Annotated in this window: 22 protein-coding genes and 1 tRNA gene; 14 read left to right on the top strand and 9 right to left on the bottom strand. The window is 66.8% G+C overall.

Translation table 11 applies throughout. The features are described from left to right. Positions 1-33: 33 nt before the first annotated feature. Positions 34-1,425, bottom strand: coding sequence for a 30S ribosomal protein S12 methylthiotransferase RimO (gene rimO, locus KA248_12710; protein ID MBP7830766.1), 1,392 nt, complete (start codon positions 1,423-1,425; stop codon positions 34-36). 4 nt (positions 1,426-1,429) lie between these two features. Then, positions 1,430-2,401 (bottom strand): DnaJ domain-containing protein, encoded by a 972-nt coding sequence (locus KA248_12715; GenBank protein MBP7830767.1) that lies wholly within the window; start codon positions 2,399-2,401, stop codon positions 1,430-1,432. Positions 2,402-2,475: 74 nt separating this feature from the next. Here KA248_12715 and KA248_12720 point away from each other — a divergent pair, with 74 nt between their 5' ends. The 3 genes from KA248_12720 (at position 2,476) to KA248_12730 (ending at position 4,426) form a co-directional block, all read left to right on the top strand. Then, positions 2,476-3,366: a diacylglycerol kinase family lipid kinase gene (locus KA248_12720; GenBank protein MBP7830768.1), complete on the top strand. Its 891-nt coding sequence runs from the start codon at positions 2,476-2,478 to the stop codon at positions 3,364-3,366. Positions 3,367-3,461: 95 nt separating this feature from the next. Continuing rightward, on the top strand, positions 3,462-3,719 hold the full coding sequence (locus KA248_12725; protein ID MBP7830769.1) for a hypothetical protein: 258 nt from the start codon (positions 3,462-3,464) through the stop codon (positions 3,717-3,719). Between the two features lie 5 nt (positions 3,720-3,724). Continuing rightward, complete coding sequence (locus KA248_12730) at positions 3,725-4,426, top strand: type I 3-dehydroquinate dehydratase (GenBank protein MBP7830770.1); 702 nt, start codon at positions 3,725-3,727, stop codon at positions 4,424-4,426. Here KA248_12730 and KA248_12735 read toward each other — a convergent pair. Continuing rightward, the gene (locus KA248_12735; GenBank protein ID MBP7830771.1) at positions 4,416-4,802 is read right to left on the bottom strand and encodes a dUTPase; all 387 of its coding nucleotides are present in this window, start codon (positions 4,800-4,802) and stop codon (positions 4,416-4,418) included. The two genes, KA248_12730 and KA248_12735, sit on opposite strands and share 11 nt — an antisense overlap. A 256-nt stretch (positions 4,803-5,058) precedes the next feature. Between KA248_12735 and KA248_12740 the strand changes: the two genes are divergently transcribed. The 3 genes from KA248_12740 (at position 5,059) to KA248_12750 (ending at position 8,685) form a co-directional block, all read left to right on the top strand. Next, on the top strand, positions 5,059-5,850 hold the full coding sequence (locus tag KA248_12740) for a hypothetical protein (protein ID MBP7830772.1): 792 nt from the start codon (positions 5,059-5,061) through the stop codon (positions 5,848-5,850). A gap of 145 nt (positions 5,851-5,995) precedes the next feature. Then, a complete protein-coding gene (gene trxB, locus KA248_12745) occupies positions 5,996-6,922 on the top strand; it encodes a thioredoxin-disulfide reductase (protein ID MBP7830773.1) in 927 nt (308 codons plus the stop codon). Further along, positions 6,919-8,685: an ATP-binding cassette domain-containing protein gene (locus KA248_12750; GenBank protein ID MBP7830774.1), complete on the top strand. Its 1,767-nt coding sequence runs from the start codon at positions 6,919-6,921 to the stop codon at positions 8,683-8,685. The genes trxB and KA248_12750 overlap by 4 nt, the downstream gene beginning before the upstream one ends. Positions 8,686-8,695: 10 nt before the next feature. Here the strand turns inward: KA248_12750 and KA248_12755 are convergent, their stop codons facing one another. Beyond that, the gene (locus KA248_12755) at positions 8,696-9,349 is read right to left on the bottom strand and encodes a hypothetical protein (GenBank protein MBP7830775.1); all 654 of its coding nucleotides are present in this window, start codon (positions 9,347-9,349) and stop codon (positions 8,696-8,698) included. A 64-nt stretch (positions 9,350-9,413) separates the two neighbouring features. Beyond that, positions 9,414-9,971: a lytic transglycosylase domain-containing protein gene (locus KA248_12760; GenBank protein MBP7830776.1), complete on the bottom strand. Its 558-nt coding sequence runs from the start codon at positions 9,969-9,971 to the stop codon at positions 9,414-9,416. 104 nt (positions 9,972-10,075) lie between these two features. Here KA248_12760 and KA248_12765 point away from each other — a divergent pair. The 6 genes from KA248_12765 to KA248_12790 all read left to right on the top strand — a co-directional run bounded on the left by KA248_12765 (position 10,076) and on the right by KA248_12790 (position 14,446). Beyond that, positions 10,076-10,152 (top strand) — tRNA-Arg (locus KA248_12765). Between the two features lie 65 nt (positions 10,153-10,217). Next, positions 10,218-10,955, top strand: a complete 738-nt coding sequence (locus KA248_12770; GenBank protein MBP7830777.1) for a hypothetical protein — start codon at positions 10,218-10,220, stop codon at positions 10,953-10,955. A gap of 92 nt (positions 10,956-11,047) precedes the next feature. Continuing rightward, on the top strand, positions 11,048-11,530 hold the full coding sequence (locus tag KA248_12775) for a hypothetical protein (protein ID MBP7830778.1): 483 nt from the start codon (positions 11,048-11,050) through the stop codon (positions 11,528-11,530). Continuing rightward, a complete protein-coding gene (locus tag KA248_12780; GenBank protein MBP7830779.1) occupies positions 11,530-13,359 on the top strand; it encodes a carbamoyltransferase in 1,830 nt (609 codons plus the stop codon). The genes KA248_12775 and KA248_12780 overlap by 1 nt, the downstream gene beginning before the upstream one ends. A gap of 39 nt (positions 13,360-13,398) precedes the next feature. Next, positions 13,399-13,563, top strand: coding sequence for a hypothetical protein (locus tag KA248_12785; GenBank protein ID MBP7830780.1), 165 nt, complete (start codon positions 13,399-13,401; stop codon positions 13,561-13,563). A 37-nt stretch (positions 13,564-13,600) separates the two neighbouring features. Further along, positions 13,601-14,446, top strand: a complete 846-nt coding sequence (locus KA248_12790) for an NAD(P)-dependent oxidoreductase (protein ID MBP7830781.1) — start codon at positions 13,601-13,603, stop codon at positions 14,444-14,446. A gap of 266 nt (positions 14,447-14,712) precedes the next feature. Here KA248_12790 and KA248_12795 read toward each other — a convergent pair whose 3' ends face one another. Together KA248_12795 and KA248_12800 are read right to left on the bottom strand one after the other, a co-directional pair. Continuing rightward, positions 14,713-15,678, bottom strand: a complete 966-nt coding sequence (locus KA248_12795; protein ID MBP7830782.1) for a DUF4339 domain-containing protein — start codon at positions 15,676-15,678, stop codon at positions 14,713-14,715. 7 nt (positions 15,679-15,685) lie between these two features. Further along, positions 15,686-16,249, bottom strand: a complete 564-nt coding sequence (locus tag KA248_12800; GenBank protein MBP7830783.1) for a LysM peptidoglycan-binding domain-containing protein — start codon at positions 16,247-16,249, stop codon at positions 15,686-15,688. 139 nt (positions 16,250-16,388) lie between these two features. On the opposite strand from KA248_12800, the gene KA248_12805 reads away from it, so the two are divergent. Beyond that, positions 16,389-17,141 carry a glycosyltransferase gene (locus KA248_12805; GenBank protein ID MBP7830784.1) on the top strand — a complete coding sequence of 251 codons (753 nt, stop codon included), beginning with the start codon at positions 16,389-16,391 and terminating at the stop codon, positions 17,139-17,141. A 6-nt stretch (positions 17,142-17,147) separates the two neighbouring features. Here the strand turns inward: KA248_12805 and KA248_12810 are convergent, their stop codons facing one another. Continuing rightward, positions 17,148-18,347 carry a cofactor-independent phosphoglycerate mutase gene (locus KA248_12810; protein ID MBP7830785.1) on the bottom strand — a complete coding sequence of 400 codons (1,200 nt, stop codon included), beginning with the start codon at positions 18,345-18,347 and terminating at the stop codon, positions 17,148-17,150. Positions 18,348-18,464: 117 nt separating this feature from the next. Between KA248_12810 and KA248_12815 the strand changes: the two genes are divergently transcribed. After that, complete coding sequence (locus KA248_12815) at positions 18,465-19,451, top strand: class I mannose-6-phosphate isomerase (protein MBP7830786.1); 987 nt, start codon at positions 18,465-18,467, stop codon at positions 19,449-19,451. An 18-nt stretch (positions 19,452-19,469) separates the two neighbouring features. Here KA248_12815 and KA248_12820 read toward each other — a convergent pair. After that, positions 19,470-19,942: hypothetical protein (locus KA248_12820; GenBank protein MBP7830787.1), on the bottom strand; the 473-nt coding region annotated here is incomplete at its 5' end.

The following is a 19,942-nucleotide window of genomic DNA, read 5'->3' on the forward strand; positions in this document are numbered from 1 at the left end:
GAGCTGGCCTCTTCCGCCGACGGAGCGGCGGAACTACAAGGCCATTCGCCCCAGCACGTCGTAATCCAGGGCCTCGACGATTTCCACCGGCACTCGAGCGCCGGGCTCGGGAATCGGTTTCGGCAAGGGCGGGCGGATCAGAACCGTGCCATCCACTTCCGGCGCCTGCAGCCGCGTCCGGCCCACGGCCATGGCCCCGTGCGGCAGGCGGCCCTTCCGTTCGGCCACGCCGTCGAGCAGGACCTCCACGGTCCGGCCGAGCTGCGCGCGGCCTTTCTCCTTCGACACCTCCCGCTGGGCCAGCATGAGGGCCTCGCGACGACGCTCCTTTTCGCCGGGCGCCACGTCATCCGGCCAGTCCGCCGCCGGGGTCCCCGGCTCCTGCGAGTAGGTGAACACCCCGGCGTGCGTGAACCACCCGTCGCGGACCAGCCGCCGCAGTTGCTCGAAGTCGGCCTTGGTCTCGCCGGGGAACCCGACGATGAACGTCGTGCGCAGCGCGCCGTGCGGCATGCGCGACCGGATGCGCTCCAGGAGGTTCAAGGTCTGCGCCGTTCCGATGCGGCGTCCCATGCGCTCGAGGAGGGGATCGGAAATGTGCTGGAGCGGAAGATCGAGATACGGGCACAGGTGCGGCGCGCCGGCGACGAGGTCGATCACTTCGTCGGACAGGCGCGCGGGATGCGCGTAGAGCAGCCGGAACCACGCCGCGCCGTCCAGTTCGCCCAGCCGCCGGAGCAGATCCGGCAGGCGGGGCTGTCCGTACAGGTCCGCGCCGTAGGCGGTCGTGTCCTGCGCGACGAGGTTGATCTCGCGGGCGCCGTGCCGGATCAACTGCCCGGCCTCGGCCAGGATGTCTTCCAGCGGCCGGCTGACCTGCGCGCCGCGGATGAGCGGGATGGAGCAATAGCGGCACCGGTTCGAGCAGCCCTCGGAGATTTTCAGGTACGCGCTGTGCACGCCGCCGATCCGGGCGCGGGGGGTTTTCAGGAAGGCCGTGAAATCGCAGCCGCGCGACGGGCGCGACGGGACCCCTCCGGGTTGCATCAGGTCGCGGCAGATTTGCGGCAACTGCGGGTAGCCGCTGAACGGCACGCGGGCATCCGCCTGTGTCAGGAAATTGGCCAGGCCGTGTTCCTGGCCCGCGCGCTCCACGAGGCAGCCCAGGGCGACAATTTTACGGGGACGTCCGCGCTTCTTCTGGCGGGCCAGCCGCTCCAGCGTGTCCGCGGTTTCCCGGCGCGCGCTGTCGATGAAGCCGCACGTGTTGACGAGGCAGATGTCCGATTCCGCCGGATCCTCGGCGATGAGCAGGCCGTTTTGAACCAGTTCGCCGAGCAGGCACTCGGAGTCCACGGTGTTCTTGGAGCAGCCGAGACTGATGAGGCTGACGACGGGGGCGCGGATTTTCCGGGGGGTGCTCACCGGCCTAGCGTTCGGGCTTGAAGTGACTCTGCCGCGACAATTGCTCGAACAGCTCCCGCTCCTTTTCCGTCAGGCGCGGCGGAAGGACGACGCGGGTCTCGACGATGAGGTCGCCGCGCTCGCCGCCCCGCCCGCGGGGCAGGCCGCGCCCGCGCAGCCGCAGGTGCTGTCCGCCCGACGAGCCCGGCGGAATCGTCACTGCGGCGGTGCCGTCCAGCGTCTGGACGTGGATCTTCGCGCCCAGCGCCGCCTCCCACGGCGTCAGCGGGAGATCCCGCTCGAGATCGTGGCCGCGGACGCGGTAGACCGGGTGCGGCTCGAGATGGACGCGCAGGTACAGGTCGCCGCCGCGGTGGCCCTGTCCCGAGAGCCGGATGCGCGAACCGTCCGTCGTGCCGGGCGGGATGCGGACGTCGTACGTCTTGACCTGGCCGGACGGCTGCCCGTAGGCGTCCGCCTGCGCCAGTTGAATGGTTTTATGCGCCCCGTGGTAGGCGTCCTCGAGGGAGATCGCGATCTCCGCCTCCTGGTCGCCTCCCGGCGCTTCATCCTGGAAGCCGGCCCGGGTCGCCCGCCGCCCGCCGCCCGCGCGGCGCGCGCCGCCCCCGCCGCCGAAGAACATTTCGAAGAAGTCGCTGAACCCGCCGCCGCCCAGTTCGCTGAAATCGAACCCGCCGGCGCCCGGCGCGCCGCGGAACTCGAAATGCACATTGTCACCCCAGCCGGGGGGCGGCCGGAAGTCCTGGCCCGCGCGCCAGTTGGCGCCGAGGCTGTCGTACTTCTTGCGCTTGTCCGGGTCGCCGAGCACCTCGTAGGCCTCGTTGATCTGCTTGAAGCGGGACTCGGCCGCCGGGTCCTTGTTGACGTCCGGGTGGTACTTCTGGGCCAGCTTGCGGTAGGCCTTCTTGATCTCCTGTTCGGAGGCCGTCCGCTCGACGCCCAGCACGGAATAGTAATCCTGGAACTTGACACTCATTTCAACTCACCGGCTAAATACATAGCACAATGCACGGTCAAAAGACAGATCAACGCCCGGCGCGAAAAGTCCGGGTGCTGATCAATCCGAAATCCGGCGGCTGGTGGTCCAGCCAGGCGATCCAGAAGGCGTTTGACGACCACTGGGATACCGCCGAGATCGACCTGGCCTACCAGTTCAGCCGCAGCGTGGAGGACGGTAAGACCAAGGCGCGCCGCGCGGTGGAGGAGGGGGCGGACACGATCCTCGTGGTCGGCGGCGACGGCATGGTCAACACGATCGGCGGGGTCCTCGTCGGCACGGGCACGGCGCTCGGGGTGATCCCGGTGGGCAGCGGCAACGGGTTCGCGCGGCATTTCGGCATTCCCCTCGACCCCGAAAAAGCCGTGCGCGCCCTGCGTTCGGCCCGGCGCCAAGCCATGGACGTGGGGCGGGCCAACGGGCGCTCATTTTTCGTGACGTGCAGCCTCGCGTGGGACGCGGCGTTGGTCCGCTCGTTCGAGAAGTTCCCGATGCGGGGCAGCCTACCGTACGTGCTGGCGGCGGCATACGAGTTCCTCGGTTACGAGCCCCAGCCGGTCTGCGTGCGCCTGGACGGAGAGGAACTATCGTGGTCCGATCCGCTGGTGTTCACCGTGGCCAACCTCACGCAGTACGGCGTAGGGGCCAAGATCGCGCCGCGCGCGGAGCCGGACGATGGCTGGCTGGAGCTCGTGGTCGTGGCACGGCAGGACGCGCCGCGCGTGCTGGCGGGGTTGCCCCGCCTGTTCAACGGGTCCTTCGACGGCCTGCCGGGCGTGGTGACCCGGCGGTTCAAACGGATGACCGTCGAAAGGGCCCGGCCCGCGCCGATCCAGGTTGACGGGGAACTCGTTGAGCCGGCGGACAATGTGCACATCGAGGTCGTGCACAAGGCCCTGCGCGTGCTGGTCCCCGCGGAGACCCTGGACGGCGCGGAAACTTGATTTTCCCTGTACCGGGCCGGCCGGCCGCGGTATGCTCTCCATGGAGAGGGGACCCCACGGCGATTCGCGGAAAGGAGGATATCAACGTGACGGTCATGAGCACCAAGCCGGTGAAGGAATGTCGCGGGTGTGCGTTGAACCTCGGGAAGCGATGCGCGATTTTTGAGCATCCCGTCGTGAAATGGAAAAAGAAGTGCGAGGGCTACAACAATCCGGCGTTGATCGCCCGCTACGAGCAGGCGCAGCATCCGGAGGGGGCTCGAGCCCGGAAGGCGGAGCGGAAGCAGCGCGCCACGCTCGCGCACACCGTCGTCCATAGCGACGGAGTCCACCCGCTGGGCCGCGTACGGTAGCACGCATGAGAGGTCTCCATATCGGCCCGTTGGCCATCGGCCGCATCCCGCGCATTGTCGGGACGGCCGTCTCGGCGAAAACCCTGGATGCCGCCGCCCGGATTGCTTGGCCGGCGTTCGATCTCCTGGAGATCCGGGCGGATCGGATGGATGCCGAATGGCAGCGCGGCGCGCGCCTCCTGCGGGAAGCCGGGATCCCGCTGCTTCTGACGGTGCGTTCCGCGCTGGAGGGCGGAAACTGGCGCGGCGCGGAGGCCAAACGCAAGCGGCTTTACCTGTCGAACCTGGGCGCCGTGGACGCGGTGGACGTGGAGATCCGCAGCCGGGCGATGAAGACCGTCGCGCGGGCGGCCCGAAGACGGGGCCGGCTGGTCATCGGGTCGTTTCACGATTTCGACGGAACGCCGTCCATGGCCGTGTTGCGGCGGATCGTCTGGCGGGGGCGGGCAGCCGGCGCCCACGTCGTCAAGATCGCCACGCACCTGGGGAGCGAGGCCGACCTCGATCGGCTCCTTGACCTGCTGGCGGAATCGCGGGAACCCCTGTGCGTGCTCGGGATAGGCCCGCGCGGGGCGGCGGCCCGTGTCCGGCTGGCCCGCGCGGGATCGTGCCTGACCTACGGCTACGTCGACCGCCCCGCGGCGCCCGGCCAGCCGTCGTGCCGGGACCTGGCCCGGAAGCTGCGCCGCGCGCGCGTCACAGCTTGACCGACTGGTTGTCCGCTTCGTTCTTCTCCGTGTAGCCCTTGTCCTGGCGCTGGAAGTTGACCTTGTTCTTCTGCAGGTAGAGGTTGTGCACGTCGCGGGCGGTGAGACCGAGAACCTCGGCGGCGGAGATGAGGAAGTGGAACAGGTCCACCACCTCCACGCGGGCGTTCTGGAGGTCGAACTTCTGGTACTTGGCCCACCATTTCCACGGCACGCAGTCGGTCAACTCGGCCAGTTCCTGTGTCATGGCCCGGCAGTAGTTCAAGAGCCACTGCTGGCGGCCCGCGTCGTCCAGCTTCGAACAATCCAAGCCGATCCGTTTGTTGAACGCGGCCTGCTTCTCGAACATCTCCTCCAACCAGTCTTTCTGCGGCATGGCCTGTCTCCTGTCAGGGGTCCGGCCGTCTCCCGTGAGAATTGGCCGATGGATATATCGGTGCAGTGAACCGTATGCCGGGGCGCCCTGCAAGCTTGCATTGGCCCTGCGGCACCGGATTCTCACATTCTCACCACTGCGGTGCGCCGTGCCATTCAATTGCTCTTTTTAACGGAAAACAACGGCTGGCCCTATTCATGCTGTAAGGTCCGTAGATGATGGCGACTGTACTAACCAAACAGAGGGAGATGAGATCATGAAACCGCTCGCCGTGGCTTGGAGTTTCCTGTTCATCGGGTCCGCCTTTCTGGTTCCCGCGCCGGTCCACGCACTAAGCGTCCCCGATTTTTCCGGAGTGGCTTACCTCGAAGCATACCTTTTCGATGCCGCCGACAATGCCCTCCTGGCTGGATACGGGCCGTTCGAATGGGCGGACGGGATGTGGCTGATTGACCGGGTCCCCCTGGGCCGCGAGCTGGTGCTACAGCTCGTGGCCTCCGACGAGCAGGGGCGGCCGTTGTTCGAGGGGGAGATGGAAGGCATCTGGTTGGACCCGGACGGCGACTTCATGGGGATCGGAATGGGGGTGATCATCATGATGAGGGGGGCCGAGGGTATCCGGGTCATCGCGGACCCGTACGCGGACTTCGGCGAAATGCTGCTTGAACCCGTCCCCGCCGCGCTGACGGTGGGCGTGGACATCAAGCCCGGGTCGGAAAGAAACCCCGTCAATCTGCGCGCGCACGGCGTGCTCGTGACCGCCGTGCTGGGGGCGGAAGACTTCGATGTGTCCCGGATCGACCTTTCCACGCTAACTCTCGCCGGCCTGCCCGTGGAGAGGACAAGCAAAGAGGACGTGTCCGGACCGGGAGGCAAACGGGACGGGATGGCCGACCTGGTGACCTTCGTCAGAATCCCGGCGCTGGCCGCCGTGCTGGCCGACTTGCCGCGCGGGGATGTAGTGAAACTGGTTCTCGCCGGCGCCCTTGAGGATGGCACCCTCATCGAGGGGGGCGATACGGTGCAGATCCTGAAGCCGAAAAAATAATCGCCGGGCCAGCTCACGCCAGGGTTCGTCGCCGATCAGGCCGGTGCATTCCGCGCCGGGGATCGCGCGCCTTCCATTTCTAATGCCATCCGGCTCATCTTGTGCTATGAGAAACAACACGGGTTGGCGTGAGGAGAGTCGGATTATGGAAAATGTGATCATCCTGGGCAGCGGGGCGGCGGGTCTGGCCGCCGCGATCTACACGGCGCGGGCCGACCTTGCCCCGCTGGTCATCGAGGGGCTGCAGCCGGGTGGACAGCTTACGACGACCACGGACGTGGAGAATTATCCCGGGTTTCCCGAGGGCATCGACGGCACGATGCTCATGGAAAACATGAAGGCGCAGGCGAAGCGATTCGGCGCGCGCGTGGGTTCCGGCACGGTCTCCGCCGTGGAGTTCCGCCAGCCGCCCTTCCGCGTAACCCTGGACGACGGCCAGGCCTTCGAGGCCCGCACCGTCATCGTCGCCACCGGCGCCAGCGCCCGCTACCTGGGCCTGGAATCGGAGCAACAGCTCATGGGCCGCGGCGTCTCCGGCTGTGCGACCTGCGACGGGGCGCTCTACCGCAAGGTGCCCGTCGCCGTCGTGGGCGGCGGCGACACGGCCATGGAGGAGGCGACGTTCCTGACCCGCTTCGCCTCGCGCGTCTACCTGGTTCACCGGCGGGACCAGTTCCGCGCCTCGAAGATCATGGCCGACCGTGTCCTGGCCAACGAAAAAATCGAGGTAGTCTGGAACTCCGTCGTGACCGAGGTGCTGGATGTCCAAGCCAACGAGGTCACGGGCGTGCGGGTGAAGGACGTCAAGACCGGCGCGGAACGCGTGCTGGAGGTCAAGGCCATGTTCTCCGCGATCGGGCACCAGCCCAACACGGAGGTCTTCAGGGGCCAACTGGACATGGATGACAAGGGCTACCTCGTGACCCGGAACACGCGGACGAACGTCGAGGGCGTCTTCGCCGCGGGCGACGTGCAGGACTCGGCCTACCGCCAGGCCGTCACGGCCGCGGGCAGCGGCTGCATGGCGGCGCTGGAAGCCCAGCGATACCTGGAAGAGAAAGGCGCAGGATGACCGATCCCTCCACGGGAGCAGGGCAGGACCGGAAGGAATGGGCCACCTTTGTCCGGCTCTTCCGGTACGCCCGCCCGTATGTGCTGCGGCTGCTGCTGGGCGCGGTCTGCGGCATCCTTTTCGCGGGTTCGATGGCCGGCATGCTGGTCGCGGCGAAGGAGGTCTTCGGCCGCATTTTCAACCCGGAGGAAATTTCCTGGGCGCGAACCCTGCTGTTCGTAGGCCTCCTGCCGCTGTTCGCGCTGGTCCGGGGCATCGGCCAGTTTGCCAGCACCTACTTCATCGAGTGGGTCGGCAACCGTGTGGTGATGGACCTGCGTGTGCGGGTCTTCAACCACCTGCAGGACCTGTCGCTGCTGTTCTTCACCCGGGCGCGCACCGGCGAGCTGATCTCCCGCACGACGAACGACACCGCGATGATCGAGCGGGCGGTCTCCACGGTGCTGGCGGACCTGATCCGCGAGCCGTTCACGCTCGTCGCGATGGTGGGGTTCGTGTTCTGGCTCGACTGGAAGCTGGCCCTGATCAGCATGGTGTTGTTCCCGATCTGCATCATCCCCGTTGCGCTCTTCGGCCGCCGCGTGCGCCGCTTCTCCCGCGAGGGGCAGCAGCAGCTGGCGGACATGGTCTCCGTGCTCCAGGAAAACGCGGGCGGCGCGCGGGTGGTCCGGGCCTTCGGCCTCGAGGAGCTGGAGCGGGCGCGCTTCCTGAAGACCGCGCGGGGCGTGTTCAGCCGGCTGATGCGCGTGGTCCGCGCCCGGGCCTCGGTGGACCCGATCATCGTGTTCATCTCCATGCTGGGCCTGGGGCTGGTGCTGGTATACGCCCGCTGGACGCGAATGGGCGTCGAGGATTTCTTCGCCTTCGCCGCGGCGCTCGTCGCCCTCTACGATCCCGCCAAGAAGATCAGCCGCATGCACATCAGCATCCAGCAGAGCGCCGGCGCGGCCGACCGGATCTTCGAATTGCTGGACACGCCCATCAGCGTGCAGCCCGCCGCCCGCGCAGCGCCGTTCGAGGGGGGGGTGCAGTCAATCCGCTTCGAGGACGCCGCGTTCGCCTACGACAACGAACTGATCCTGCGAGGCATCCGGCTGGACGTCTCGGCGGGCCAGCGCATCGCCATTGTCGGCGGCTCCGGCTCGGGCAAGACGACGCTGGTCGGGCTGATCCCGCGATTCTACGACGTGACCGCCGGGCGGATCCTGCTCAATGGGCGGGATCTCCGCGAGTACACGCTGGACAGCCTGCGGCGCCAGATCGGCATGGTGACGCAGGACACTTTCCTGTTCAACGAGACCGTGGCGCGGAACATCGCCTTCGGGAAACCCGAGGCGACCCGCGAGGAGATCGAGCAGGCCGCGCGGCGCGCGCACGCCCACGATTTCATCCAGGAACTGCCCCGGGGTTACGACACGACGGTCGGCGAACGGGGCGTGCGGCTGTCCGGCGGCCAGTGCCAGCGGCTCGCCATCGCCCGGGCGATCGTGCGCAACCCGCCGATCCTGATCCTCGACGAGGCCACCAGCGCGCTGGACACCGAATCGGAGCGCCAGGTCCAGGCCGCGATCGAGGAGATCATGACCGGGCGTACGGTCTTCGCCATCGCGCACCGGCTCTCCACGATCATGCACGCCGACCGCATCGTCGTGCTGGATGGCGGCGTCATCGCCGAGGAAGGCACCCACCGGGAGCTGCTCGAGCGGGGCGGGCTCTACAAGCGGCTCTACGACCTGCAGTTCCAGGATACCCCCGCGGCCTGAACCGGACCGCCTACTCCGTCGCGTTCGGAACGGGGGGCCGGCCGCAGAAGACCAGGCTGTTGTTCATGTGCTCGCGCTCGTCGAGCCCGATCCGCCGGAACACATCGCCCCACGTTTCGCAGTTCCCGTGCTCGCGCACGATGGGATGGTCCACCTTCTCCTGGTCGAGCTCCGGGTGGTCCTGGACGAACCGCATGTACTCGTGCTCGGCGTGGTCCTCGAACTGGGCGTTCAGGTCGAAGGCGGCCTTGATGTTCACCAGGGACAGCAGGCGGCTGAAGAGCCGGTACTTGAAGGCCGCGACGCGGGGCAGAAAGTGATCCCAGAACCAGTTCTTCTGGAACCCGGTCTGTTTCATGCGCTCGTTGATCACCAGCAGGTGCCAGAACTCGTTGTCCTGCGCATCGCGGGCCCAGGCCGTGATCTTCCGGCCCTTTTCGACGCTTTCCCGGTCTTCGTAAAGGTGGGTCAGGCGGAGGTACTGGCGAATTTCCCAGGCCTGGTAGGGGATGCGCGCCAGGATTTCCAGCACCTGCACCTTGCGGAGGGTCAGGGCCTTCCCGTAGAAGAAATCCATGCCCCAGAACAGCAGCCGGGCCATCGTTTTGTATTCCATGCGGGGCCGGGCCAGCGTGGCTTCCTGCTCTTTTTTCAGGTCGATCATGAGAGGCTCCTCTATGCTTGCCTGCGCCGCACTATACCGTACCCTCCTCCGCGCCGCAAGATGCTCAACCTCGGCGCCCCCGGTACCGCCGGCGGATGTCCTGGATGTAGCGTCGCGTGGTGGGATAGGTGATGGCCTCGATAAAGGCCTCGGCGTCCGGGCCGCTCGCCCGCGACCAGCGCAGGGCGTTGGACCGGCCGGCGTTGTACTCGGCGAGGGCGAAGGGCACGGGGTCGGGCCGATCGCCCCAGCGCTTCAGGGCGCGGGCCAGGTACCAGGTGCCCGCCCGGATGTTGAGTCCCGGCTCGAAGAGGTCGAGGATGCCGAACAGGCCGTCGTGGTGCTCGGCCGCCCATTCCCGCGCCGCGGCCGGCGTGACCTGCATCAGGCCGATCTCGCCGGCCGGGCCCACGCACTCCTCCCGGAACCGGCTCTCGACCCAGATCACGGCGGAGATCAGGCGCGGGTCCACGCCGTAGTCGCGGCCGGCCTCGAGGATCAGCGCGTCGAACCGATGCAGACGCCGGAGATAGAGCAGTGCCGCGAGGCTGACCAAGGACACGGCGAGAACGAGATTGGCGTACAGAACGCGGACGGCCAGTTCTCGCGAGACGCGGCCCATGGCTGCCACCCTAGGACATTTCCGGCCCGGCGTCCATCCCGGCCTCGCGCCGGAAGGTCCGGCGATTGACCCGCGCGGCGGCTCCTGATAAAACCCTAGGCCGTGCACCCGTAGCTCAATTGGACAGAGCACCAGACTTCGGATCTGGGGGTTGGGGGTTCAAATCCCTCCGGGTGTGCCAGGCCGGCTCGAACGGAACGGTCGCGGCGGTTGTCTGTTGGTGTGGACACAGGAACGGGACCTATTATGAAAATGAGAATACCGGCGATGGCGGCGGCGCTGTTGATCATCGGGGCATCGGCTCTTCAGGCCGCCATCCTCACGGAAACCCCGGAACCCCTGCTGGAAACCGGCGGCCTCGGCCCCGTCAGCGTGGGGGCGTTTTACCAACTCTCCCGCCGGCAGGTGGAAACCGATCGCGGCTTTCAGATGGATTTGGAGGCCCGCACCTACGAGGCCTTGCTGGGAATCGATGTCCTTCCCTGGTTGACCTTGTACGGCAGCGCCGGCGGGTCGGACGCGCGGCTCAAGGATATCAGTTATTACGGGGAGGATCGATTCTCCTGGGCCGTCGGCTTCAACATGAACCTCTGGCAGTGGGTCGGCTACGGCGAAATGCCGGTTTGGCGTGTCACCTTCAAGACACGGGCCGAGATGGCGATGTACGAAACCGAGGGCGCGCCGGATATCGAATGGACCGACTACACCGTGTCGTTCCCCGTCGGCTATGAAGTGGTGTTCTCCCAGTACCCCGATAGTTTTTCGGACCTGGACCACTTGGAACTCTTCGTGGGCCCCGTGCTGTCCTATATCGACGGCGAGTACGACCAGGGTGGAGGTGGGATCGACTTCGAAGAAAAGCACTCCCTGGGCGTAACCGGCGGCGCGTCCCTCTTCGTGACCGAAACGCTTTTCCTGGGCTTGCAGGCCACCTATTTTGACCGGTTCCTTATCCGCGGCGGCATCGGATACAGCTTTCAATAAGCTGCCGGGTTCGTTTCCGCCGTAAAAATGAACTTGATTATGCGCCCGGGATGGGGCACCTTGCCGCGCACTATAACCTTGGACCGAAGTCTATGAGTATTGATCAAAGCATTACGGTTTATGAACAAGGCGAAGTGAGTTCCGTGGTCTGGCCCTGGACCCGGACCAAAGCGGCAGACGATCCGGCCGCCGCCGCCCGCGCCTTGCGTCATAAAGCTGTTATCCAAGCGTTGGTTACGGCGATCATTGGGGCTGTGATCTATTTCCTTTTCAAACATGCCCTGGCGGCCCACATCGTCTGGGGGATCGCCGCCTTCGTGCTGGTCACGGGCCTGCTGGTCCAGCCGGTCTTCCGGGCCGTTGACCGATTCATGCAGAAATTCGGCGTCGCTGTGGGCACGGGGCTGACGTACCTGCTCCTGGTGCCCTTTTTCTACCTGGTCTTCATGCCGGGGCGCATGCTGATGCGGATCCTGGGCAAGGATCCTCTGCAGCTGGCGCGGGCAACCGAGTGCCCCAGTTGCTGGTCCGTTCGCAAGCCGTTGAAACCCGATCACTTCAAGAAGCAATTCTAATGAACATCCTAGGCATCAGCGCGTTTTACCACGACTCCGCCGCGGCCCTCATCCGCGACGGGGAAATCATCGCCGCCGCCCAGGAGGAGCGGTTCACCCGCAAGAAGCACGATTCGAATTTCCCCGTCAACGCCGTCCGCTACTGCCTGGCGGAGGGCGGCGTGCACAAGGGCCAGTTGGACGCCGTGGCGTTCTACGACAAGCCCATCAACAAGTTCAACCGCATCCTGGAAACCTATCTCACCGTGGCGCCCAGCGGCCTGAAGTCGTTCATGATGGCCGTGCCGATCTGGCTGAAGCAGAAGCTCTGGATCCCGCTGGACATCGAACTGGCGCTCGAAAAGTGCGGCATGCACGCGCCGAAGAACATGTACTTCCCGGAGCACCACGAGTCGCACGCCGCCAGCGCGTTTTATCCGTCCCCCTACGAGAGCGCCGCCATCCTGACGCTGGACGGGGTGGGCGAGTGGGCCACGAGCACGCTGGGGCGGGGCCAGGGGCACCGGATCGAGATCTTCAAGGAGCTGCGGTTCCCGCATTCCCTCGGCATGCTCTACTCCGCCTTCACGTACTTCACCGGCTTCAAGGTCAACTCCGGCGAATACAAGCTCATGGGCCTCGCGCCGTACGGCAAGCCGAAGTATACCCAGGTCATTCTCGACAACCTGCTGGACCTGAAAGAGGACGGCTCGTTCCGCCTCAACATGGAGTACTTCGGGTACCTCGACCGGCTGACGATGACGAACGAGAAGTTCGACGGCCTGTTCGGCGGGCCGCCGCGCAAGGCGGAGTCCGAGATCAGCGAGCGCGAGATGGACATCGCCGCCTCGATCCAGAAGGTGACCGAGGAGATCGTGATGCGAATGGCCCGGCACGCGCACCAGGTCACGGGCGAAAAACACCTCTGCCTGGCCGGCGGCGTGGCCCTGAACTGCGTGGCCAACGGCCGCCTCCTGCGCGAGGGGCCCTTCGAGGACATCTGGATCCAGCCGGCCGCCGGCGACGCCGGCGGCGCGCTCGGGGCCGCCCTGCTGGTCTGGCACATGGTGCACAACCAGCCGAGGGCCGCCGGCGGGGACCGCGACAAGATGAAGGGCGCGTACCTCGGCCCCGCCTTCACGGACGACGAAATCCAGGCCTTCCTCGACTCCCGCGGCTATGTCTACAAGAAGCTGCCCGAGGCCGAGTGGGCCCCGGCCGTCGCGAAACTGATGGCCGAGGAAAAGGTCGTCGGCCTGCTGCAGGGGCGCATGGAGTTCGGGCCGCGCGCGCTCGGCGGCCGCTCGATCATCGGCGACGCGCGCTCGTCCAAGATGCAGTCGGTGATGAACCTGAAGATCAAGTATCGCGAGTCGTTCCGGCCGTTCGCGCCGACGTGCCTCGCGGAGAAGGTCAGCGACTACTTCGAACTCGACCGGCCTTCGCCGTACATGCTGCTCGTGGCCCAGGTGCAGCGCGACCGCTGCAAGGGGATCGAGGAGAGCAAGACGCTGAACATCCGCGAGCGGATCAACCAGGTGCGGTCGGACATCCCGGCGATCACGCACGTGGATTATTCCGCGCGGGTCCAGACCGTGGACCGCCGGGACAACGCGCGGTACTACGACCTGATCAAGGCCTTCGACGCGCTCACCGGCTACGGCGTGATCATCAACACCTCGTTCAACGTCCGCGGCGAGCCGATCGTGTGCACGCCGGAGGACGCGTACCGCTGCTTCATGCGGACGGAGATGGACGCGCTGGTTCTCAATTCGTTCGTGCTGGAGAAGGGCGCCCAGCCGGCCTGGAAGGATTCGGCGGATTGGAAGAGCGAGTACGTGCTGGATTAGGCCCGGCGCGGGAAGATCGAAATCGGGGATGGAACGACTATGCGCATGCTGAAATACATCGGGCGGCTGATCAAGGAGTTCTTCGAGTTCGCCTGGCACAACAAGGCCTGGTGGATCGTGCCGGTCGTGCTGATCCTCCTCCTGCTGGGCTTCCTGATCGTCTCCGGCTCCGCCGTGGCGCCGTTCATCTACACCCTCTTCTGATCGGAACGGCCCGGCCGTTCGGGAGCGCCGTCCCGGGATGAAAGTGGCGATTATCGGTTCGAAGGGCCTGCTGGGGGCCGATCTGTGCGCCGCCTGCCGGCGCGCGGGGATGGGCGTCGTCGAACTGGCGCGCGAGCAGATGGATGTTACGCAGCCGGCGAAGGTACGCCAGAGCCTGCCGCCGGTCCCATGGGTGATCAACTGCGCCTCGTTCAGTGACGTGGAGGCCTGCGAGAAACAGCGGGCCGCCGCCTTCGCCGTCAACAGCGAGGGGGCCCGCGCCCTGGCGGTGAGCTGCGCCCGCCGGGGCATCCGCCTGATGCACATCAGTTGCGCCGGCGTGTTCGACGGGCGCAAGGCAACGCCGTTCAAGGAAACGGACGAGCCCAACCCGCTCAATGCCCACGGCTTGAGCAAGCTCGCGGGCGAGAAGGCGGTGCGCGCCGAGGGCGGCAAGAGCCTGATCGTGCGCCTGCCCTCGCTGTTCGGATGGGGCGGACAGAATATCCCGGCCGGGCTGTTCGCCGCCCTGCAAGCGAAGCAATTGCCCCTCAAGGTGCCGGCCGAAGAAATCATTGCCCCCGCCTACAGCCGCCACGTGGCCGAGGGCCTGGTGAAACTCCTGTCGCTGGACGCCACGGGCGTGGTCCACGTCGGGCCGGCCGGCCGCTGCACCTGGAAGGAGTTCGCCCAGGTCCTGGCGGACCGGATCAGCCCGGGCGCACCGATCGAGGAGGTCCCCATGGCGCTCTACTACCCGCTGGCCGAGCGGCCGATGCAGACGGTGCTGGATTCGCAGCGCTACCGCCAGTGGACGGGGCATGCCCTGCCGGGGTGGCACCAGGGTCTCGAAGCCTGGCTCTCGGAGGCGAAGAAAGATTAGCCCGCATTTCTCACAAGAAATGCGGGAAATTCGAATCCCGAATATCGAAATCCGAAACAAATCCGAATGATCCAATGCATGAAAAAGAGGAAAACAAAGCCGCTTTCTCGAACAGGCTGTTGAGGGGCTATACCCGGTACGGGTGAGAGGCGGTACGAACGGCGTCGCAGAGTTCCGCCCTCCAGTGGCAGGAATCATGGAGGGGCAAGCTCCTGCGAGCCCGAAATCTACCCGCATTCACCCGGATTTGGTATGAGATATCCGGGTTAGCGCGTGAGCTTGATGCGTGGCCCGGTATTCGAGGCCGGCGCGGAGGCCGGCGCCGCATGCTCGCGGGCCCGGATGTAGCGGTCGTTCAATTCCCGGTACGACTTCACCAGTTGCAGGTGGGAATCCTCCACCTCCGCCAGCCGCTTGCGCGCCTGCTGGGCCTCGTCCTTTTCGCGCTGGACGACGGACTCCATCAGCCGGAGACGCTGCTGTGTTTCCTCTTCCACGCGGGCGCCCGCGTCGCGGGCCTCCTGGAGTTCATGCGCCTTGGCGGTGAACTGGCTCATCAGGGAATCGTAGCGCGCGGACAGGTCCTGGTACGCCTTCATCCAGGTCATGGCGCGGGCCATGGGATCGGCGCCCCCGGTCTCCTCCAACTCCGCCTCGCGCAGGCGCTTTTCCTCGGTCAACCGCGCGACCTGCCGCTCGGCCTGCTCCAGCTGGATGCGGGCCGCCAACTCGCTTTCGCGCAATTCGGCCAGTTGCCGGGAGAGCTCTTCGTCCTGGGCGGCCGCGCGGTCGCGTTCCTGCTCGTACAGGTTCTTCCACTTGCGCGCCTCGTGATCGTGGAAGTCCCGGCTCTGGGCCAGGTCCTTCCAGGTCGCTTGGAGCGGCGGGGCGGGGGCGGCCGCCGGGGCCGCCCGCTCGCCGAGCAGCGCCTGCGCGGTCGTGGTTTGCGAAGTCTGGCGGTTCACGATCTCCGTGTCGCCCGCCACCTCGCCGGACTCGATCAGCACCGCGAGCGCCTGGACGTGTAACGGGCCGTACAGCGACCCGTCGGGCAGCCGCACGGTCCAGTTCATCTCCAGGGAGGTCAGGTCGGCGGCCGGATACCAGTGCCGCTGGTCCTGCGTAATCAGGTCTCCCGGGCCGATGCGCCCGTCCTCCGCCCACTGCCGGAGGGTATCCTCGTCGTGCGGCCCGTAGACCTGCCCGTCGGGTTGTTTGAGATACCAGGACATGCGGGGCTCAATCGCGGATGAACAGCTTCTGGCCGACGCGCAGCTTGTTGGCGTCCTGGATGCCGTTGTCTTCCATGATGACCTTGGCGCTCACCCCGTAGGCCGCCGCGATGGCGGAGAGCGACTCGCCGGGCTGCACCTCGTGTTCGTAGCCCGTGCTCGGCCCGGTCTTCCGCGATCCGCTCTGTTTCTTCGCGGAGCCGGAGGAGGACGAGGACCCGACGAGCTGCGCGATCTTCTTGCTCAAGGTGTCCACGAGTTCCTGCTTGTCCTGCTGGCGTGCCGCGTCGAGGGCGCGGATCCGCCGGTCCAAGTCCTCGATGCGCGACTGGAGCGCCATCGACTCGGAGGAGTCGGCGCGGGACTGGGTGGCGCGCAGCGTATCCATGTTCGCCTGGATACGGGAGATCTCCAGTTCCACGCCTTCCATCCGGCCCTCGAGGCGTCTCATCTTCTCCTGGACGAGCAGGTAGTCCTCGCGGCCGGCTGCGGCCTCGCGCTGCGCGTCGTCGTAGGTGACACAGCCGGCCAGGGACAACCCGGCGGCGGCAATGATCCAGGCCTGTTTCATCGTTTCATCCTCGCTGTTCCCTTTCTTCGTACTCCTCGCCGCCGGGCATCTCAAGAAAAATGGTCGGCATAACGCGCGCCTTCACATCCGGGAAGGCATTTGTTACAGAAGCAAGCGGCCCCGCGGGGCCGAGCGATTCATGGGCACACGATCCGCCATCCCGGAGTACTCCGTCATCATCCCCGCGCGCAACGAGGAGGACTTCATCGGCGCCTGCCTGGATTCCATAGACCGGGCTGCGGCCGCCGCGGGAACCGTCCCGGAAATCGTCGTGGTGCTCAATCGCTGCGAGGACGGGACGGAGGCCCGGGCGCGGGGCCGCGCCCTCCTCGCCCGGGAGGACGCAGCGAATCTCGCCGCGATCCGCAACGCCGGCGTCCGGGCCTCGACGGGACGGACGATCCTCACCCTCGACGCGGACAGCCGGATGGCGCCCAATCTCTTCACGGAGGTCCGCCGAGTCCTGGATGCCGGGGGCGGCGTCGGGGGCGGCGTGCCGGTTCGCGCGGAACGCCTGTCGGTGGGGATCCTCGCCACGGGCGCGCTGCTGCTGATCCCGTTTCTCCTCCGCGGCGTGTCCGGCGGATTGTTCTGGTGCCGGCGGGAGGATTTCGACGCCATCGGCGGCTTCGACGAGCGCCGGCTGTCCGGCGAGGATTTCGATTTCGCCGTGCGATTGAAGAGGCATGGCCGGGCCACGGACCGGAAGTTCCGCACGCTCTGGCGCACCCACATCGTCACGTCCTGCCGGAAGTTCGACCGGTGGGGCGACTGGTTCGTCTGGAAAATGATGCTTCGCCACCCGCGGGATTTCGTGAACACGTACCGGGGATCGAACCCGGAAGCCGCCCGGCGCTTCTGGTACGAGGCGGAGCGCTTCAGGAAACCTTGAGCCGCGTCACGCCGTGCGCAGCAGTTCGCGCATCCGCTCGACCACCGAGCCGGCGGCCACGCCGCCGTTCACGAACTCGTCGAAGTCCGCCTCGCGGCTCACGGCCCCGACCGGCCCGTCCACGCTGATCATCGGCACGGGCTCCCGGGTATGCCCGCGCACGCTCACCGGAGTGCGGTGATCCATGCACACGATCAGGCGGTAAGGTTCACCCTTCTCTTCCAGCGCTTTCCAGACCGGGGCGACCACCTTCGTTTCGAAGGCCTCGATGGCTTCGACCTTCAGGGCGGCCTTACCCATGTGACCGCACTCGTCCGGCGCCTCGATGTGCACGAAGACAAACGGGTGTTTCCCGATCACGTCCAGCGCGGCCTGTACCTTGCCGGCGTAGTTGGTGTCCAGGAAACCCGTTGCGCCCGGCACGTGGATGACGTCCAGCCCGATCAGGCGGCCCAGCCCGCGGATCAGGTCCACGGCCGTGATGACGCCGCCGGTCAGGCCGTACAACTCCCGGTAACCGGGCAGCTTGAGCGCGCGGCCCTGGCCCCAGAGCCATATCTGCGTGGCGGGCTTCTTGCCGGCGGCGATCCGGGCCTTGTTGACCGGGTGGTCGCGGAAGAGCTCGGCGGATCGCGCCATCAGGGCCCGGACCTCGTCCTGGCCGTCGCCCGCGGGCAGGTAGTCCGCGACGCCCTTGCCGGAAATCTCGTGCGGCGGCTCGGTCCGGATGTCGGCCGGGCCGTTCTTCCAGATCAGCAGGTGGCGGTAGCTGACGCCGCCGTGGAAATGCAACCCGTCGCGGCCCTGGTCTTTCTCCAGCGCGGCGATCAACGCGCGGCCTTCCTCGGTTGTGATGTGGCCGGCCGAGTAGTCGTCCATGCGCCCGTCCGCGACGGTGACCAGGTTGCAGCGGAAGGCGACGTCGTCCGCGCCCAGCGGCAGGTTGGCGCCGGCGGCCTCGATCGGCGCGCGGCCGGTGTAGTGATCTTCCGGCCTGTATCCGAGCAGGCTCAAGTTGGCCACATCGCTGCCGGGCGCGAGCCCGGACACGGGCACCGTCTGGACCATCCGCAGGTCGCCCGCGGCGGCCAGCCGGCGGATGTGGGGAATGCGCGCGGCCTGAAGGGGCGTGCGGCCGCCGAGCTCCTCGACCGGGTAATCCCCCATGCCGTCACCGACCAACACGACGATTTTTCTCTTTTTCATAGGAACGCGATACCCTACCGCAAGGCTGCGGTCCGGTCAAATTCCGCTTGCCCCGTCCGCCCGCCCCGGGGAATACTGCCGGGGAGGCGTGGGAAGAACAGCAGGAGCGAAGCGAGCATGTCGGATCGGCTGTATCCATTTCGATTCAAGCCCGTGTACAAGGACTACCTCTGGGGCGGAGACCGCATCCTCCGCCGCTACGGGCGCGCCGCACCGCCCGGCGTCTACGCCGAATCCTGGGAGATCGCCGACCATCCCGACGGGATGAGCGTGGTGACGAACGGCCCGCTGGCCGGCCTGACCCTGCATGACCTCGTCGGGCGGTTCGGTCCCGCGTTGCTGGGGACGGGCGCGGAGACCGGGGCATTCCCCCTGATCCTCAAGATCCTGGACGCGCGGGAGCGGTTGAGCGTCCAGGTGCACCCCGGCGAAGAGACGGCGCTCCGGCAGGGAGGCGACCCGAAGACCGAAATGTGGTACGTGCTCGAGGCGGATCCCGGCGCCGGCGTGTTTGCCGGGCTCCAGCCGGGGGTGGACCGGGCGGGACTCCTGCGCGCACTCGAGTCGAAAAACGTGGAGAAGGTGCTGCGCTTTGTCCCGCTCTCCGCGGGGCAAGTGGTCTATATCCCGGCGGGCCGGGTTCATGCCATTGACGCGGGCTGCCTCCTGCTCGAGGTCCAGCAGCGCTCCAACACGACCTACCGGCTCTACGACTGGGACCGGAAAGGCCCGGACGGCCGCCCGCGCCCACTGCACAGGGACCAGGCCCTCGCCGCGATCCGGTGGCGGGACGACCTGCCGGTGGCGGTTTCGCCCGGTCCCGTGGAGCGCCACGGACTCAACGAGCGGCGGACCGTGATGACGACGCCCTACTTCGCCGTCGAGCATTGGCGCCTGGCCGGATCGGGAAGCCTGCCTTCCCGGTCCGCGGGAAAGACCTTCCAGGCCCTATTTGTCTCGGCCGGCAGTCTGTCGCTGGAGGCGGGGGGACACGTGGAATCGGTCGTGGCAGGCCACACCCTCCTGTGTCCCGCGGCCCTGGAGGACGGCCAATGGAGCCCCGGGGCGGCCGGCGCCGAGGTGTTGTGCGTCACCCGGCCGTGAACCGGCCCGGGCCGGCCGTCAGGACCAGCCGCGCCGCTTGAGGAAGGCGTACAGCAACGCCGTCAGCAGCGCCGTTCCGCCCAGAATTTCCAGGTAGGCCTTCCACCACACCGGCCCGTCCACGTTCGGCTGGTGCTGGATGTTCATTCCGTAGAAGCTGGTGACGATCAGCAGGGGCATCGAGAGGGTGGCCAGCACGGTCAGGATCTTTATGACGCGGTTGACCTGCATCTGCTGCATGTTGAGGTTGATCTGCAGGGTGTTGGTCAGCATGTCGCGGTACGTGTCGATGCGGTCGCTGATCCGGGAGAGATGGTCCAGCAGGTCGCGGTAGTAGGGCAGCAGGCTGGTTCGAACGATCTTGAACTCGCCGTGGGCCAGGCGCGAGATCACCTCCCGCTGCGGCGTCACGATCTGCCGCAGGGGGTGAACCTCCGTCTTCAGTTGCAGGACTTCCGTCAGGATGTCCACGGACGAGTACGTCAGCGCCC

This window comes from Kiritimatiellia bacterium (assembly GCA_018001225.1).
Lineage (GTDB): Bacteria > Verrucomicrobiota > Kiritimatiellia > CAIQIC01 > JAGNIJ01 > JAGNIJ01.

Bases quoted from the DNA above. Each gene is read 5' to 3' on its own strand.
- KA248_12770 (MBP7830777.1), top strand. From the start codon at position 10,218: ATGAAAATGAGAATACCGGCGATGGCGGCGGCGCTGTTGATCATCGGG.
- KA248_12800 (MBP7830783.1), bottom strand. From the start codon at position 16,249: ATGAAACAGGCCTGGATCATTGCCGCCGCCGGGTTGTCCCTGGCCGGC.
- KA248_12805 (MBP7830784.1), top strand. From the start codon at position 16,389: ATGGGCACACGATCCGCCATCCCGGAGTACTCCGTCATCATCCCCGCG.
- KA248_12815 (MBP7830786.1), top strand. From the start codon at position 18,465: ATGTCGGATCGGCTGTATCCATTTCGATTCAAGCCCGTGTACAAGGAC.
- KA248_12755 (MBP7830775.1), bottom strand. From the start codon at position 9,349: ATGATCGACCTGAAAAAAGAGCAGGAAGCCACGCTGGCCCGGCCCCGC.
- KA248_12735 (MBP7830771.1), bottom strand. From the start codon at position 4,802: ATGCCGCAGAAAGACTGGTTGGAGGAGATGTTCGAGAAGCAGGCCGCG.
- KA248_12810 (MBP7830785.1), bottom strand. From the start codon at position 18,347: ATGAAAAAGAGAAAAATCGTCGTGTTGGTCGGTGACGGCATGGGGGAT.
- KA248_12795 (MBP7830782.1), bottom strand. From the start codon at position 15,678: ATGTCCTGGTATCTCAAACAACCCGACGGGCAGGTCTACGGGCCGCAC.
- KA248_12785 (MBP7830780.1), top strand. From the start codon at position 13,399: ATGCGCATGCTGAAATACATCGGGCGGCTGATCAAGGAGTTCTTCGAG.
- KA248_12740 (MBP7830772.1), top strand. From the start codon at position 5,059: ATGAAACCGCTCGCCGTGGCTTGGAGTTTCCTGTTCATCGGGTCCGCC.
- KA248_12725 (MBP7830769.1), top strand. From the start codon at position 3,462: ATGAGCACCAAGCCGGTGAAGGAATGTCGCGGGTGTGCGTTGAACCTC.
- KA248_12780 (MBP7830779.1), top strand. From the start codon at position 11,530: ATGAACATCCTAGGCATCAGCGCGTTTTACCACGACTCCGCCGCGGCC.
- KA248_12760 (MBP7830776.1), bottom strand. From the start codon at position 9,971: ATGGGCCGCGTCTCGCGAGAACTGGCCGTCCGCGTTCTGTACGCCAAT.
- KA248_12775 (MBP7830778.1), top strand. From the start codon at position 11,048: ATGAGTATTGATCAAAGCATTACGGTTTATGAACAAGGCGAAGTGAGT.
- KA248_12750 (MBP7830774.1), top strand. From the start codon at position 6,919: ATGACCGATCCCTCCACGGGAGCAGGGCAGGACCGGAAGGAATGGGCC.
- trxB (MBP7830773.1), top strand. From the start codon at position 5,996: ATGGAAAATGTGATCATCCTGGGCAGCGGGGCGGCGGGTCTGGCCGCC.
- KA248_12730 (MBP7830770.1), top strand. From the start codon at position 3,725: ATGAGAGGTCTCCATATCGGCCCGTTGGCCATCGGCCGCATCCCGCGC.
- KA248_12715 (MBP7830767.1), bottom strand. From the start codon at position 2,401: ATGAGTGTCAAGTTCCAGGATTACTATTCCGTGCTGGGCGTCGAGCGG.
- KA248_12790 (MBP7830781.1), top strand. From the start codon at position 13,601: ATGAAAGTGGCGATTATCGGTTCGAAGGGCCTGCTGGGGGCCGATCTG.